Origin of the sequence: Mesorhizobium sp. WSM3879, from assembly GCF_002294915.1 — a bacterium.
In the GTDB taxonomy this organism is placed as follows: Bacteria; Pseudomonadota; Alphaproteobacteria; order Rhizobiales; family Rhizobiaceae; genus Mesorhizobium.
In genome coordinates this window covers 138,128-153,224 of sequence record NZ_NSFZ01000003.1, presented here as the reverse complement: position 1 = coordinate 153,224, position 15,097 = coordinate 138,128, and the positions used below count along the sequence as shown (strand labels likewise).

Annotated in this window: 12 protein-coding genes; 7 read left to right on the top strand and 5 right to left on the bottom strand. The window is 64.9% G+C overall.

Features of this window, described 5'->3' with window-relative positions; all coding sequences use genetic code 11:
• Nucleotides 1–40: 40 nt before the first annotated feature.
• Nucleotides 41–1,111 (bottom strand): class I SAM-dependent methyltransferase, encoded by a 1,071-nt coding sequence (locus CK218_RS07280; RefSeq protein ID WP_095827302.1) that lies wholly within the window; start codon nucleotides 1,109–1,111, stop codon nucleotides 41–43.
• A gap of 325 nt (nucleotides 1,112–1,436) precedes the next feature.
• Here CK218_RS07280 and bchE point away from each other — a divergent pair, with 325 nt between their 5' ends.
• Nucleotides 1,437–3,002 (top strand): magnesium-protoporphyrin IX monomethyl ester anaerobic oxidative cyclase, encoded by a 1,566-nt coding sequence (gene bchE, locus CK218_RS07275; protein WP_095827301.1) that lies wholly within the window; start codon nucleotides 1,437–1,439, stop codon nucleotides 3,000–3,002.
• Nucleotides 3,003–3,009: 7 nt separating this feature from the next.
• Here the strand turns inward: bchE and argB are convergent, their stop codons facing one another.
• A complete protein-coding gene (gene argB / locus CK218_RS07270; RefSeq protein ID WP_067003018.1) occupies nucleotides 3,010–3,903 on the bottom strand; it encodes an acetylglutamate kinase in 894 nt (297 codons plus the stop codon).
• 240 nt (nucleotides 3,904–4,143) lie between these two features.
• Nucleotides 4,144–5,640 (bottom strand): amidase, encoded by a 1,497-nt coding sequence (locus CK218_RS07265; RefSeq protein ID WP_095827300.1) that lies wholly within the window; start codon nucleotides 5,638–5,640, stop codon nucleotides 4,144–4,146.
• Between the two features lie 176 nt (nucleotides 5,641–5,816).
• Here CK218_RS07265 and CK218_RS07260 point away from each other — a divergent pair, with 176 nt between their 5' ends.
• The 4 genes from CK218_RS07260 to msrB all read left to right on the top strand — a co-directional run bounded on the left by CK218_RS07260 (nucleotide 5,817) and on the right by msrB (nucleotide 8,538).
• Nucleotides 5,817–6,356, top strand: coding sequence for a sigma-70 family RNA polymerase sigma factor (locus tag CK218_RS07260; protein WP_067003014.1), 540 nt, complete (start codon nucleotides 5,817–5,819; stop codon nucleotides 6,354–6,356).
• On the top strand, nucleotides 6,353–7,075 hold the full coding sequence (locus CK218_RS07255) for an anti-sigma factor (RefSeq protein ID WP_179294464.1): 723 nt from the start codon (nucleotides 6,353–6,355) through the stop codon (nucleotides 7,073–7,075). Before CK218_RS07260 ends, CK218_RS07255 begins: the two co-directional genes overlap by 4 nt.
• 207 nt (nucleotides 7,076–7,282) lie before the next feature.
• Nucleotides 7,283–7,840 (top strand): fasciclin domain-containing protein, encoded by a 558-nt coding sequence (locus CK218_RS07250; RefSeq protein WP_067323809.1) that lies wholly within the window; start codon nucleotides 7,283–7,285, stop codon nucleotides 7,838–7,840.
• 194 nt (nucleotides 7,841–8,034) lie between these two features.
• Complete coding sequence (gene msrB / locus CK218_RS07245; RefSeq protein ID WP_095827299.1) at nucleotides 8,035–8,538, top strand: peptide-methionine (R)-S-oxide reductase MsrB; 504 nt, start codon at nucleotides 8,035–8,037, stop codon at nucleotides 8,536–8,538.
• A 93-nt stretch (nucleotides 8,539–8,631) separates the two neighbouring features.
• On the opposite strand, the gene CK218_RS07240 is transcribed toward msrB, so the two are convergent.
• Nucleotides 8,632–10,236 (bottom strand): DHA2 family efflux MFS transporter permease subunit, encoded by a 1,605-nt coding sequence (locus tag CK218_RS07240; RefSeq protein ID WP_095827298.1) that lies wholly within the window; start codon nucleotides 10,234–10,236, stop codon nucleotides 8,632–8,634.
• A 116-nt stretch (nucleotides 10,237–10,352) separates the two neighbouring features.
• On the bottom strand, nucleotides 10,353–11,537 hold the full coding sequence (locus tag CK218_RS07235; RefSeq protein ID WP_095827297.1) for an HlyD family secretion protein: 1,185 nt from the start codon (nucleotides 11,535–11,537) through the stop codon (nucleotides 10,353–10,355).
• 135 nt (nucleotides 11,538–11,672) lie between these two features.
• On the opposite strand from CK218_RS07235, the gene CK218_RS07230 reads away from it, so the two are divergent.
• Together CK218_RS07230 and CK218_RS07225 are read left to right on the top strand one after the other, a co-directional pair.
• Nucleotides 11,673–12,371 carry a TetR/AcrR family transcriptional regulator gene (locus CK218_RS07230; protein WP_067003003.1) on the top strand — a complete coding sequence of 233 codons (699 nt, stop codon included), beginning with the start codon at nucleotides 11,673–11,675 and terminating at the stop codon, nucleotides 12,369–12,371.
• 215 nt (nucleotides 12,372–12,586) lie between these two features.
• Nucleotides 12,587–15,040: a DNA translocase FtsK gene (locus CK218_RS07225; RefSeq protein ID WP_095827296.1), complete on the top strand. Its 2,454-nt coding sequence runs from the start codon at nucleotides 12,587–12,589 to the stop codon at nucleotides 15,038–15,040.
• The last annotated feature ends 57 nt before the right edge of the window (nucleotides 15,041–15,097 follow it).

Sequence of the window (15,097 nt, the reverse complement as noted above, 5' to 3'; positions counted from 1 at the left end):
TGCACGGCCCGACTTGAAATCGGAATGTGAAGCGGCTCCGCTACCGCTCCATGGCGGGCGCCGCGAAATCCACGCGTTTGCGGATCTTGCCGTAGACGATGTTCCTATTCGATCCGTAATAGACCTCGGCTTCGACGCGGTTCTTGTCCACCGCGGCATTGATGATGTCCCACATGTCGCCGGCCGACCGCAGGATGAGCGGCCAGTCCATGAACGTCTCCATGTACCCGTCGGTCGTGATCTCGTCGCTGAAATTGGCGAAGAGGAATTCGCCGTCCGGCTTGACCAGTTCCATGGCGCGCTGCAGCAGCCGTGCGCCGACCGGAAGCGGCAGGTAGTCATACAGCCCGGACGCATAGACGAGATCGAATGTGCCAAGCGGGTAGGCGCGCCGCAAAAGACCGCGCACCGATCCGTCCACGGCTTCCACTGCCGTACCGGCGAGGTCGCGGTTGACCGTGCCGACGCTCACCGGGTCCTGGTCGAGACCGATCCAGCGCTTTAACCTTCTCTCGGCGAGCGCCTTTGAGAGTTCGGCTTCCCGCAAATGGCCGCAGGCGATTGCCAGCACCTCGGCGTTTTCTACCCGGGCAGCCGTTTCGTCGACCGTTTTGGCCAGTATCTCGCGGCGCTCGCGCCCCGCCACCGAGCTTGCCGCTTCGCTCGTATAGGCAAAGATCTCGCGGCCGAGTTCGCTCGACGAGGCCACGATCTCGGCGGCGCTCGGGTGCTTGTAGTAGATGTCCAGCAGCGTCGCGTCGCCCGAATAGCCGCGCGGCTTTTCGAAGGACCAGCGCGTGAACGGATCCTGCTTCAGGTAGGCCGCCACGCGGTGCTGCTGAGCGAGCGGGATCAGTTCCTGCCAGAGAGCCGGAGCGACCTCCCGGCGCAGTTCATGCAATCGGCCCGCCAGGCGCTCGACGATTTGCCCTGCGGGCTCCTGGCGCGCGAAAGCCTGATGAGCGAGGTCCAGCACCAGGGCGAGCTGGGCCGCCCGCGCCTTGAGCTCGGCGGCGTCGACCGCCTCCGCGGACGCCGCCTTGTGCTTCTTGATCAACGTCGATGTGATGAGGCTCGCCTCATCGATTTTCAGATCGGGATTCAGCGCCATATGGGCATTTCCTTGTGGTCCCCCACCGACAATTATAAATGCTTAGAGTTTTAATAAAAGTTTAGGGTCAACTGCATTAGTTTCTGCTAATACTCTCCTTGCCGAAGGTTTGAAGCGCCGAAAACCAGAGCTCGATCGAGCTGCGCAACGCGCACGTCCTTAACCTTCTGTTATGCACTGGGCTGACGCCGTCTCCCGCTCTGCGCGACGTTTCGGGTGTGCCCATCAAAACTGTGGGAAAGCTGCATCGAAACTGCTGAACCGCGCCCAGGCGGCTTCGACATCGCCAAATACGACCGGCGGACCGACGCAACGGAGGTCCGCCATGAACATCGTGCTGGTCAACCCGCCGCATACGGCCATCGGCAGCCGCGTGCCCGACGATCACCTGCCGCCTTTGGGTCTGCTGGCGATCGGCGGTCCGCTGCTCGATGCCGGCCATCGGGTGCGCCTGGTCGACGCGGAGTTCGGGCCGATGCCGCTTTCCACGCTCGTCGATGAGGCGCTGAGCGATAATCCGGATTTCGTCCTGATCGGCCATTCCGGCTCGACTTCGGCGCATCCGACCGCGCTACGGATCGCGGAAATGATCAAGGCCCGCGCGCTAGGGGTCGTCATCCTCTATGGCGGCGTCTTCCCGACCTATCACTGGCGCGACGTGCTCGCCGCAACGGACGTCTTCGACTTCATCGTGCGCGGCGAGGGTGAGGCGACCGCGCTGGCGCTGGTCGAGGCGCTGGAAAGGCGCCGGCCGATGTCGGGTGTCGCCGGCATCGCCTATCGCGACGATTGCGGCCGACCCTTTGCGACGCCGCCTGCGATGACGATTACCGATCTCGACGCCTGCCGCATCGGCTGGGAGCTGATCGACCATGGCCGCTACAGCTATTGGGGCGGCAAGCGCGCCGTGGTCATGCAGTTCTCGCGCGGCTGTCCGCATCTGTGCAACTATTGCGGCCAGCGCGGCTTCTGGACCCGCTGGCGACATCGCGATCCGGTCAGCTTCGCCAGGGAGATCGCCTGGCTGCACCGCGAGTATGGCGTCGAGCTGGTCAATCTGGCCGACGAGAACCCCACCTCTTCGAAGAAGGCCTGGCGCGCCTTTCTCGATGCCATGATCGCCGAGAACGTGCCGGTGCTGATCGTCGGCTCGACGCGCGCCGACGATATCGTGCGCGATGCCGATATCCTGCACCTTTATCGCAAGGCTGGCGTCATCCGCTGGCTGCTCGGCATGGAGAACACCGACGAGGCCACACTGTCGCTGATCCGCAAGGGCGGCAGCACCAAGTCCGACCGCGAGGCGATCCGGCTGCTTCGCCGGCACGGCATATTGTCCATGGCGACCTGGGTCGTTGGCTTCGAGGATGAGGGTTTTCGCGATCTCTGGCGCGGCTTTCGCCAGCTCATCGCCTATGATCCCGACCAGATCCAGGCGCTCTATGTGACGCCGCATCGCTGGACGCCGTTCTTCCGCATCGCCAAGGAGCGCAGGGTGATCCAGAAGGACATCCGGCTCTGGGATTACAAGCACCAGGTGCTGCATATGACCCGGCTGAAACCGTGGATGCTGTTCTTCGCTGTCAAGCTGATCGAGCTTGCCGTGCAGTCACGGCCGAAAGCGCTGGCGCGGGTCCTTTTCCATCCCGATCCAGAGCAGCGGCATTCGATGCGTTGGTACACCAAGATGGGCCGCCGCGTCTGGTTCCGCGAGGTCTGGGGTTTTCTGGTCCGCGACCGCCGCGTGGCCGCGGGCCCGACGCTTGCCGAATTCTGGGGCGCGCCGCAGGACACCGACGAGGAATCGATGGTCTTTCAGCGCCCGGCGCGAGAGCCGGCCCTGCCCGTCGCGGAAGATAAGCGGGCGGAAAGCAGAAGGATAGCCGGCTAAATAATCGCTACGGCACGATCAGCGTGCCGGCCCCGTGCTCGGTGAACAGCTCGAGCAGCACCGAATGCGGCGTCTTGCCGTTGAGGATGACGACGCCCTCGACGCCGCGCTCGATCGCCTCGATGCAGGTCTCGACCTTCGGGATCATGCCGCCCGATATCGTGCCGTCCTTGATCAGCGCCTTGGCCTCTCCTACCGTCAGCTCGTCGATCAGCTTCTTGTTCTTGTCGAGCACGCCGGGCACGTCGGTCAGGAACAGCAGGCGTGAGGCGCGGCAGGCGCCGGCGATGGCGCCGGCAAAGGTATCGGCGTTGATGTTGTAGGTATGGCCGTCGCGGCCGGGCGCCACCGGCGCCAGCACCGGGATCATCTCGGAACGGGCCAACAGATCGAGCAGCGTGCGGTCGACCTCGACCGGCTCGCCGACGAAACCGAGATCCAGCACGCGCTCGATGTTGGAATCCGGGTCGATCATGGTCTTGCGCGCCTTTTCGGCGAAGACCATGTTGCCGTCCTTGCCGCAGAGCCCGATCGCCCATTCGCCTTCGGCGTTGATCAGCGCCACGATTTCCTTGTTGATCGAGCCGGCCAGCACCATCTCGACGATCTCGACCGTCTTCTGGTCGGTGACGCGCAACCCGCCCTCGAACTTGGATTCGATGCCCATCTTGTTGAGCATGGCGCCGATCTGAGGCCCGCCGCCGTGAACGACGATCGGATTGACGCCGGACTGTTTGAGCAGCGCGATGTCGCGGGCAAAGGCCTTGCCGAGCTCGTTGTCGCCCATGGCATGGCCGCCATACTTCACCACCACCGTCTTGTTCTCGTAGCGCTGCATATAAGGCAGCGCTCTGGAAAGCAGCGCGGCCTGCATTTCGGCGTTGGCGGCGATGTCCGTCATCGGTGCTTTTCCCTAGGTGGCAAGGATGGCGGGCGTCTTAGCGGGAATTGCCGCAGGTCGCAAACGGCTTTGCGCTCACAATGACGAAATCGGCGGGTTTCAAGGTCTGTCGAGATTCAGGTCAGGTCGAGTCGAGAATGGCGGATTTCGAGAACCGGAACAGAGCGTACTTTCTACGTGAGTACCGGAAGCGCAGAAAACCGCCATTCGCAGGCCGGCATCACCTGAATATCGACAGACCTAGCCGGGCACCTTGAGCGGTGCGCGGCGTTTCAGCCATCCTGAAATCTTCTCCATCTGCGCGGCGAGCGACAAAAGCGTCTCCTCGTCGCCGGGCCGTCCCGCGGCTTGGATGCCGAGCGGCAGGCCACCTGCGGTGACATGCACCGGCAGCGCGATCGAGGGCTGGCCGCTGACATTGTGGATCGCCGGCCAGGGAGTGAACCACAGGCTCTTGTCCATCAGTTGGCCGAAAAATGATTTGATCCTGAGCAGCCCGGTAAGATGCAGTTTGTCGAGGACGTTCTCGACGATCTCGTCGGCGCCTTTCGGATCCATCGCGCCGCAGGCGAGCGGCGGGTGCGCAATGATCGGCATCAGCACGGCATCGAAGCGCGCCGTGTCTTCGATCATCTGTCGCGCGGTGGCGTTGAGCCGCTGCACGGCGTCATAGACCTCGCCGGCGGACAGCATTTCGCCGAGGCGGCCGAGCACGCGCGTCGCACGTTCGACCTCGCCGGACACCGGGCGGCCGACGCGCTTCGCCTCGGCACGCATCATGCCTGCGACGGCCGAGGCGACGCTCTTGCAGAAATTCGCGATGAAGTCGCGGCCGATATAAGGCAGGTCGATCTCTTCCACCGTGTGCCCGCCCTCGCGCGCCAGCGCCACCGCGGTGTCCAGCGCTTCGATCGTCTCAGCCGAGATCGGCAGGCCGAGCGGCGATTTGCGGTAGACGGCGAGGCTGAGTCGGCCTGGATCGCGGGCCGCGGCAGCAGCAAAGGAGCCTTTCGGCTCCCGCGCCGCATAAGGCGACAGCGGATCGGCGCCGTGCGTCAGGTCGAGCAGGAGGGCTGTGTCGCGCACCGAGCGGCTTACCGCATGGTCGACGACCATGCCGTACCAGCTCTCGCTGGTGAGCGGCGTCAGCGGCACCCGGCCGCGCGAGGTCTTGAGCCCGACCAAGCCGCTGCAGGCCGAAGGCACCCGGATCGAGCCGCCGCCGTCGGAAGCGTGCGCCGCCGGCACCACGCCGGCCGCCACCAGCGCCGCCGATCCGCCGGACGAGCCGCCGGTGGTGTGGCCGGTGTTCCAGGGGTTGCGGGTGATGCCGAAGCGGGCCGATTCGGTCATCAGCCGCAGCCCATGCTCGGGCGAGGTGCTGGTAGCGATCGGGATCAGGCCCGCGGCCAGATAGCGCTCGACCATCACCGAGTTGAAATCGGCCGTGAAGGCCGGGATGCGGCTGCCGCCATGGATCGGCACGCCCTTGATGCCGATGCCGAGATCCTTCAGCGCGAAGGGCACGCCGGCGAGCGGCTGCTTGCGGTCGATCGCCTTCGCCCGCGCCCTGGCGGCGTCATAGAGCGGCGTCGCTATGGCGTTGATGTCGGTTCTTGTCGCCTCGGCGCGGGCGATCGCGGCGTCGACCAGCTCCTGCGGCGAGATTTCCCCCTTGTGGACGAGCTCGGCAAGTCCGGTCGCATCCTGTTCCCAAAGCACGCGTTCAATTGACATTGCCGCTCCCCTGTTTTGGCGAAGGCTATCGCATGAAGCCGCAAATCGAAATCCGGATTTGCGTTGTTCATCTCGCATTGGAGAAGATGACTTCACGTACTGGCGATGCGGCAGCCTTGGGTGGACAACACCGCCGGTGCCGTTGCAAATAGATCGCAATCTTCTAATTTGCCTGCATGGGGCCTCAGGACATCAGCAAGCTGATCGTCCGGACTTCGATGAAGGACCGGGCTGCGTTCGATCTGCTCTACAAGCAGACCAGCGGGAAACTTTTCGGCGTCTGCCTTCGTGTATTGAGGGACAAGAGTGAGGCGGAAGAAGCGCTGCAGGAGGTCTTCGTCAAGATCTGGACCAAGGCCGATCGTTTCGCGGTTTCCGATCTCAGCCCGATTTCCTGGCTGGTGGCCATTGCGCGCAATCATGCGATCGACCGCATCAGGGCCCGGCGCGGTCCTTCCGCCAATATCGACGCAGCGCTCGAGGTCGCCGATCCGGCGCCGGGGCCTGAGGCCATGGCTGTCGCGGGCGGCGAGACCGACCGCATCTACCATTGCCTCGACGAATTGGAGAAAGACCGGGCGGCGGCGGTCCGGGGCGCCTATCTCAACGGCGAAAGCTATGCCGAGCTGGCGGAGCGCCACAAGGTCCCGCTGAACACGATGCGGACTTGGCTGCGGCGAAGCTTGCTCAAACTGAGAGAATGCCTGGAAAGATGACGCTGGCGGAAGACAACGGACCGGAACGCGGAGGCGACGACCTGCTCGCCGCCGAATACGTTCTCGGCGTTCTGGCAGCCGACGAACGCCAGATCGCCTCCCGCCGCATCGATACCGAGGCGGGTTTTGCCCGCCTGGTCGATGCCTGGGAAGCCCATTTCGCGCCGATGGCAGCCGCCTACGCTGCGGTCGAGGCGCCGGCTTCGGTCAAGGCGGCGATCGACCGGCGGCTGTTTGCCTCATCAGTGGCCACCCCCGCCGCGCCCAGCACCGGCCTGCTGGGGAGCCTCGCCTTCTGGCGCGGGCTTGCCGCGGCCGCGCTTGCCGCTTTGGCCGTCTTTGTCGCCCTGCCTCTCGTCAATCCGCCGTTGCCGCAGCCCGAAACCAGGCTGGTCGCCTCGCTCGCCGCCGACAACAGCAACGTCAAATACCTCGCTGTCTACGACGCAGCCCGCCAGGAGGTCGGCCTCTCGCATGTTTCCGGCGAACGCGGCGTCGGCAAGGATTTCGAGCTGTGGATGATCGAGGGCAAGACTGCGCCGGTCTCGATGGGCGTCATCCCGGCCGGTCAGAGCGCGCGCATGGCCGTCACGCCGGCCGTGCAGGAGAAGCTGGCGCAAGGCGCCGTGCTCGCCGTCAGTCTCGAGCCGGCCGGCGGTTCGCCGACCGGCCAGCCGACCGGCCCCGTCGTCGCCGCCGGCGATCTGAAGGGCATCTGACGACACTTCGGAAAAGAATTGGAGACTAGCCGAAGTCTATCCACCCGACATGTGTCGGCAGCAGCGCTTTCGTGCGCTTAGACGCGGTACGTTTGCATCCGGGCCGACGAATAAAAAATCTTCGAAGTTCGCGAAACTAAGTTTTTGACGCCTCGTATCTCCTCGCGTTCCCAAGGATGGGGAAAACAACCCGAGGAGACTGATACAATGCGTAAACTCGCCACCCTTCTGCTTGCCTCTACAATCGGCCTTTCGGCGCTTGGCGCCGTTGCCTATGCCGCCAATCCGATGGTCGGCGGCGCCCCGATGTATGCCAAGAAGAACATCATCGAGAATGCCGTCAATTCGAAGGACCACACCACGCTGGTCGCCGCCGTCAAGGCCGCCGGCTTGGTCGACACGCTGCAGACCCGCGGTCCTTTCACCGTCTTTGCCCCGACCAACGAGGCCTTCGCTGCACTTCCGGCCGGCACCGTCGAGACGCTGCTCAAGCCCGAGAACAAGGACAAGCTGACCAAGATCCTCACCTGCCATGTCATTGCCGCCAAGGCGCTGGCCGCCGACGTCGCCAAGATGGCCAAGGCCGATGGCGGTGCGCATGAGGTCAAGACCGTCGGCGGCTGCGCCCTGACGCTGAAGTCGGAAAAGGGCAAGGTCACGGCGACCGACGAGAACGGCAACGTCGCTCATGTCACGATCGCCGACGTGCGCCAGTCGAACGGCGTCATCCACGTCATCGACAAGGTTCTTCTACCGAAGATGTAACAAAGCGCGTGCGGCCGGCGAAGTGGCGTATGTCCGCGTCGGCCGCACGGTCTCCCTCCCACGATCCGTGTTGCCGTCAAGCGCCGCTCCGCATCGCCAGCGCTTCGGTCGACGCGGGTGGCGCGCGAACCGTCAACGGCTTTTGCTTTTCCGGTGGCGTCCTAGTTTGTAAGATCAAGTCAGGAGGAAAGGCCATGAACCGTCGCGACTTTCTCTGGAGCAGTGCCGCCGCCACCGCCCTCACAATCGGAGCCGGAGCGGCGTTGCACATGGGCGGCGCGAAGCCGGCTCTGGCCGCCGAGACCTTCGAGATCACCAAGACCGACGCCGAATGGCGCGCCATCCTTTCGGATGCCGCCTTCGACGTGCTGCGCAGGGAGGGCACCGAATATCCGGGCACCAGCCCGCTGCTCAACGAACACCGCAAGGGCATCTTCGCCTGCGCCGGCTGCGACCTGCCGGTCTATCCGTCGGAAACGAAGTTCGATTCCGGCACCGGCTGGCCGAGCTTCTGGCAGGAGATCCCCAATGCCATCGGCAAGACCGAAGACCGTTCGCTCGGCATGACGCGCACCGAGGTGCATTGCCGCCGCTGCGGTGGTCATCTCGGCCATGTCTTCGACGACGGCCCGCCGCCAACCGGCCTGCGCCACTGCATCAACGGCGTGGCGCTGACCTTCAAGCCCGCCGCGGCCTGAGCGGACTGCGATCTGCCCAAAGAAATGACCCCGGAAATCGGCGACGATTTCCGGGGTCACGCGTTGAGGACGCCAGGCGGGGGTTCCGGCTCCTCAATGGCCTCCGCCGCCACCGCCGCCTTGCTGCGCCGGCTTGTTGATGAACAGCACGAAAAATCCGAGCGAGGCGAACAGCACGGTCAGCATCATGAACACGTCCATGAATGACAGCAGCGCCGCCTGCTGCTGCACCATGCCGGACAGCTTCGAAATGGCGGCGGTCGTGGCGTCGAGGCCGGCGTTTTGCTGGAAGGTTAGCGTCATGTTCTGCAGCTTGGTCTGCGCGGCCTCGCTGCCCCACTGCACATGCTCGGAAAGCCTTGCATAGTGGAAGGCATTGCGGTCGATCAGCACCGTATTGATGACTGCCAGGCCGACGGCACCGCCGAGATTGCGGGTCAGGTTGAACAGGCCCGACGCATTCTTCAGCCGCTCCGGCGGCAGCGTGCCGAGCGCGATGTTGTTGATCGGCACCATGCACAGCATCATCGAGCAGCCGCGCAGGATCTGCGGGATCAAGAGCTCATAAAAATCCCAGTCGGCGGTGAGATGCGTCATCCACCATGTGCCGGTGGCGAAGCCGATGAAGCCGACCATCATCATCAGCCTGAGATCGATCTTGTTCGACAGGATGCCGGCAACGGGCGCGGTGAAGAACATCGCCAGGCCGCTGACGAACAGCGCCTCGCCGATCATCATCGAATCGTAACCGCGGATCCGGCCGAGGAACACCGGATAGAGGTAGGTCAACCCATAAAGGCCGATGCCGACCACGAAGGAGAACAGCGAGCCGAAGGCGAAATTGACATTGTTGAAGGCCCGCAGATCGACGATCGGCTCCTCGGCGGTGAAGACGCGCCAGAAGAAGATGAGACCGCCTATGGTCATGATGATGGCGCAGGCAAAGACGGCCGGCTCCTGCAGCCAGTCATGGTTCGGGCCTTCCTCCAGCACGTATTCCATGCAGCCGAGGAAGGCGGCCATGCCGATCAGGCCCCACCAGTCGAACTTGGAAAACAGCTTGAGGTTCGGCTTGTCGAAATCGATCAGCGACCAGGCAGCCGTCGCCACCAGTATGCCCGGCACGACATTGATCAGGAACAGCCAGTGCCAGGACATGGCATGGCTGATATAGCCGCCGACCGTCGGGCCGATGGTCGGCGCCAGCGTCGCCACGAGGCCGATCATCGGCGAGACGACGGCGCGGCGCGACGGCGGGAAGATGGTGAAGGCGGCAGCGAACACGCTCGGAATCATGCCGCCGCCGATAAAGCCCTGGATGGCGCGGTAGACGATCATCTGGTCGATGTTGGTGGCGGTCGCGGCCAGCGCGCTTGCTGCTGTGAAGCCGGCGGCCGCGGTCGTGAACAGCACGCGGGTCGACAGCATGCGGCTGAGGAAGCCCGACAGCGGGATCATCACCACTTCCGCGATCAGATAGGCGGTCTGAACCCACGGGATCTCGTCGGAGCTGGCGCTGAGGCCGGCCTGGATCTCGGCCAGCGATGCCGAGACGATCTGGATATCGAGGATTGCCATGAACATGCCGAACACCATCGCCAGGAAGGCGATGACGCGGCGCGCCGGCATGTGGTCGGCGGGTGCGGCGGCTGCCGGCCGGGCCGGCGCTGCTCCTGCGGCAATGGTTGCGGTTGCCATCTCATGGCCTCCCTACGGCAGCTCCAAAAGTGCGCGGCGTTTTCCGCCCGGAACTGCGTCAAAACAGGCTGGGCGGCTCGGCGCTCAAATTGGCCACCGGGCCGCCCCCCAAACTCTCAGTTGGTCGTCGTGGCCGGCGCGGTGCGGCTGTCGGCGGCGACGATGACGCTCAGGCCGGCGCGCAGCTTGCCGGTCTTCAGCACGTCGGCCGGCACGTCGATGCGGACCGGCACGCGCTGCACGACTTTGGTGAAGTTGCCGGTAGCGTTTTCCGGCGGCAGCAGCGAGAACACCGCGCCCGAAGCCGGTGCCAGCGACGAAACCGTGCCCTCGAAGGTCTGGCCGTCGATGGCATCGACCGTGATGCGGACCTTCTCGCCGGGCACCAGCCGGCCAAGCTGCGTCTCCTTGAAGTTGCCGACGATGTAGAGCTTGTCCATCGGCACGACGACGGCGAGCTTCTGGCCGGGGGTGACGAGGTCGCCCTGTTCGACCGAGCGGTTGCCGACGACGCCGTCATAGGGCGCCTTGAGCACGGTGAAGGAAAGGTCGCGCTGCGCCTTGTCGCGGGTGAGCTGCAGCGAGGCGAGCGTGCTGGCGGATTCCGCGCGCTGGGCTTCGAGCACGCCGATATTGGCGTGCGCGGCGGTGATCTGCGCGTCGGCGCCGGCAAGGGCTGCCTTTGCCTGGTCGAGCGCCGTCTGGGCGTCGTCGAGCTGCGCCTGCGTGCCGACATGGGTCTTGAGCAGCTGCGCCGCGCGGGCCTGGGCGCGTGCCGCATTGTCGGCTGCCGCCTGGTCGGCGATCTTCTGCGCCTGTGCTTGCGCCAGCGAGGCCTGCGCCGCCTTGGTCTGCGCGTCGATGCGGTCGAGCGTCTTCGCCAGCGTGGCGATCTGCGCCTCGGCCTGGGCGACCGCGATTTTGTAGTCGCCGTCATCGATGACGAACAGCGGATCGCCGGCCTTGACGCTCTGGTTCTCGCTCACCAGCACCTTGTCCACATAGCCGGAGATTTTCGGCGACACGAACGACATGTCGGCCTGGACATAGGCGTCGTCGGTGGAGATCATGAACCGGCCGTCGGTCCAGTAATCGTACCCGTACCAGGAGCCGGCGCCGAGGAGGCCCAGCCCGATGATCGGCAGCAGCAGCGAGCGGACAGAGCGCTTCTTCTTGGCCGGCGCTTCGGCAGGCGCGGTAGGAGCGGGCAGTACAGGCGCTTCCGGAGCTTCGGTCGACGGCTGGACCTTGGCGTTGGGGAAATTGCGGACTTCGGCGGTAGCGGGCGCGTTCGAGGACATGATAATCTCTCTGGGACAAGTCAGTCAGACTGAACCGTTCGGTTCGAATTGGTGATTGACATAGCGCGAAAAGAGGCCCATATCAAGAGCAAATCGAACCGGTTGGTTCGAAATATTTCGCGAGGTTTGACTTCGATGGTCGAAACGACAGCCGAAAGCGATCTGCTCGACCTGCGCAAAGGCCGTCCCGCGGCCGGGCAGGATCCGATCAAACGGGCCCAGATCATCGAAGGCGCGCGCCGCGTCTTCATCGACAAGGGCTTCGAAGCCGCGTCGATGAACGACATCACGCGCGAGGCCGGCGTCTCCAAGGGCACGATCTATGTCTATTTCGCCAACAAGGAAGAGCTGTTCGAGGCTCTCATCGAGGAAGAGCGCGGCACCATCTTCAAGAATATGTATGAGGTGCTCGACCATTTCGACGACCTGCGCAAGACGCTGGTGAAGTTCGGCATGGTGCTCTCCGCCAAGATCACCTCGGCCAAGGTCATCCAGGCGCAGCGCACCGTGGTCGGTGCTTCCGACAGGATTCCGGAGCTTGGCGCCCGCTTTTACGAGCGCGGTCCCAAGCGTGGCCACGACAAGGTGATGATCTTCCTCAATGAAGCTGTCGAACGCGGCCTGCTGAAGATCGACGATGTCGATCTCGCCGCCTATCAGTTCACCGAGCTCTGCCTCGCCGGCCTCTTCCGCCAGTGCATCTTTTCCTACCGCACCAAGGCGCCGAGCCAGGCCGAGATCGAGCATGTCGTCCGCTCCGGCGTGAACGTCTTTCTGAAGGCCTACGGCACCGAGAAGCTCGCGGCCGAGGAGCAGGCCTCGCTCTCGGCGTGAACCTGCGGCGCGCAGCGATTGCGAAGGAACGCGAGGCGCTTTGACGACGCTACGGCGCCGCGGCAACCGACTTCGATGCCACCGGTCACCTCCTTCTTCCAGCTCAACTCGAACCGTCGACCGGCACTTTCCCGGACCCTTCCGGAAGAGCTTGTTAACCATCGGTTCCTATGTCTCGGGACACGTTTGTTCGACGAATCTCGAGTGTGACATCCATGCGTTTTACCCGTGCCAATCCTTCCGGCGCTTCCGCTTACGGCGACAACGACGACAGCAGCTCGGAAGACGCGCGGCATCATGGCGCTGCCGTGCCGCCGCAGCGACAAACGGGGCAGGTCGTCACGCTGCGAGCCGCCGCTGACGGCGAATCGAACGCCGCCGATTCGGCTGGCGGCGACGAGTTCGGCGGCCAGGCCTGGCAGCAATATTTCTTCCTCGCGCCCAATGTGCGCTTCACTCGCACGCCGGATTCCGACAAACGGCCCGCACCGGAGCCAGTTGATGAAGCGCAGGCCCAGGCGGTGGCTTCCCGCGGCGTTTCCATTCGCCCGGCGCCGCCGGCGGCCCAGCCGGCCAATCCGGCCCGGGCAATTCCCGCCGCGGCCGCCACCGCTCCGGCCAAGCCGTCGCAGGCCATCGTCAAGCCGCAGCAGGCGGGCGCCGCGCCGCCACGGGCCGTAGCCACTCCGGCACAAAAGCCGCAGCCGCCGAAATTTCGTTGGTCCTATCTCTCCGACGATGCGTTTTTCGAGTTCAGCCTGCCCTTGCTCGCCGAGCGCCTGGCGCGGGCACGGCTGAACGATCCTTTGCAGACGCCCGCGGCTTCCGCGCGGGTGAGTCCTGCGGCGCAACCGAGCCCGTTCCGCCCCGCCGCGATGGGGGGCGAGGCGACCTCGTTCTACCGCGTCATCGAATGGCGCTCGAACGGGCCGGCCGCAAGCCTGGCCCCGCTGACGGCGGCGGTCGATCTGCCCGCGCTCCGGCCCGCGCCTCGGGAAATCGAATCGCGCGCGCCCGCGCCTGAGTCCGTCGCGCCGCGTTCCGCTGCAAAGAGCGCCAAGGCTGCCAGACCCGCGCCGTCCCTGCACGTCGCCGGCAAGGTCGCGCCGCAGCCCGCTTCGGCCGGCTACGAGCTTCCGTCCGAGGAATTGCTGCAGATGCCGCCGGAAGGCCAGGGCTTCTACATGTCTCAGGAGCGGATGGAACAGAACGCGGACCTGCTCGAAAGCGTGCTGGAGGATTTCGGCGTCAAGGGCGAGATCATCCATGTCCGGCCGGGTCCGGTCGTCACGCTCTACGAGTTCGAGCCGGCGCCGGGCGTGAAGTCCAGCCGCGTCATCGGCCTGGCCGACGACATCGCCCGCTCCATGTCGGCCATCTCGGCGCGCGTCGCCGTGGTGCCGGGCCGCAATGTCATCGGCATCGAGCTGCCCAACGAAACGCGCGAGACGGTCTATTTCCGCGAGCTGATCGAATCGGCCGGCTTCCGCAACACGTCGTGCAAGTTGGCGCTGGGGCTGGGGAAGACCATCGGCGGCGAGCCGGTCATCGCCGACCTCGCCAAGATGCCGCATCTGCTAGTCGCCGGCACCACCGGCTCGGGCAAGTCGGTCGCCATCAACACCATGATCCTGTCGCTGCTCTACCGGATGAAGCCGGCGGAGTGCCGCCTCATCATGGTCGATCCCAAGATGCTCGAATTGTCCGTCTATGACGGCATCCCGCATCTGCTCACGCCCGTTGTCACCGATTCCAAGAAAGCGGTCACCGCGCTCAAATGGGCGGTGCGCGAGATGGAAGAGCGCTACCGCAAGATGGCGCGCCTCGGCGTGCGCAACATCGACGGCTACAACCAGCGCGCCGCGGCCGCCCGCGACAAGGGGGAGGTCGTCGTCATGCAGGTGCAGGTCGGCTTCGAGAAGGGCACGGGCGAGCCGCTGTTCGAGGAGCAGGAGATCGACCTCGCGCCGATGCCCTACATCGTCATCATCGTCGACGAGATGGCCGACCTGATGATGGTGGCCGGCAAGGAGATCGAAGGCGCCATCCAGCGGCTGGCGCAGATGGCGCGCGCCGCCGGCATCCATTTGATCATGGCCACACAGCGCCCGTCGGTCGACGTCATCACCGGCACCATCAAGGCCAATTTCCCCACCCGTATCTCCTTCCAGGTGACGTCCAAGATCGACAGCCGCACCATCCTTGGCGAGCAGGGCGCCGAGCAGCTGCTCGGCCAGGGCGACATGCTGCACATGGCCGGCGGCGGGCGCATCGTGCGCGTGCACGGTCCCTTCGTCTCCGATCTCGAGGTCGAGCACGTCGTGGCGCATTTGAAGGCGCAAGGCCGCCCGGAATATCTCGATACGGTCACCGCCGGCGAGGAAGAGGAAGAAGATCCGGCCGACACGGGTCCAGTCTTCGACAAGGGCTCGATCGACGCCGAAGATGGCGACGCCCTCTATGAGGAGGCGGTCAAAGTGGTCAAGCGCGACAAGAAATGCTCGACCTCCTACATCCAGCGCCGCCTCGGCATCGGCTATAACCGCGCCGCCTCGCTGGTCGAACGCATGGAGAAGGAAGGCCTGGTCGGCGCGCCCAACCATGTCGGCAAGCGCGAAATCCTTGCCGGCCGGCGCGACCATGCGCTGGAGCGCGACGAGACGGATTGAGCGGGGCGTCGGGAGGCGCAGTCAGGTCGGCCGATTACGGCTGGTCCTGTCCGCGTC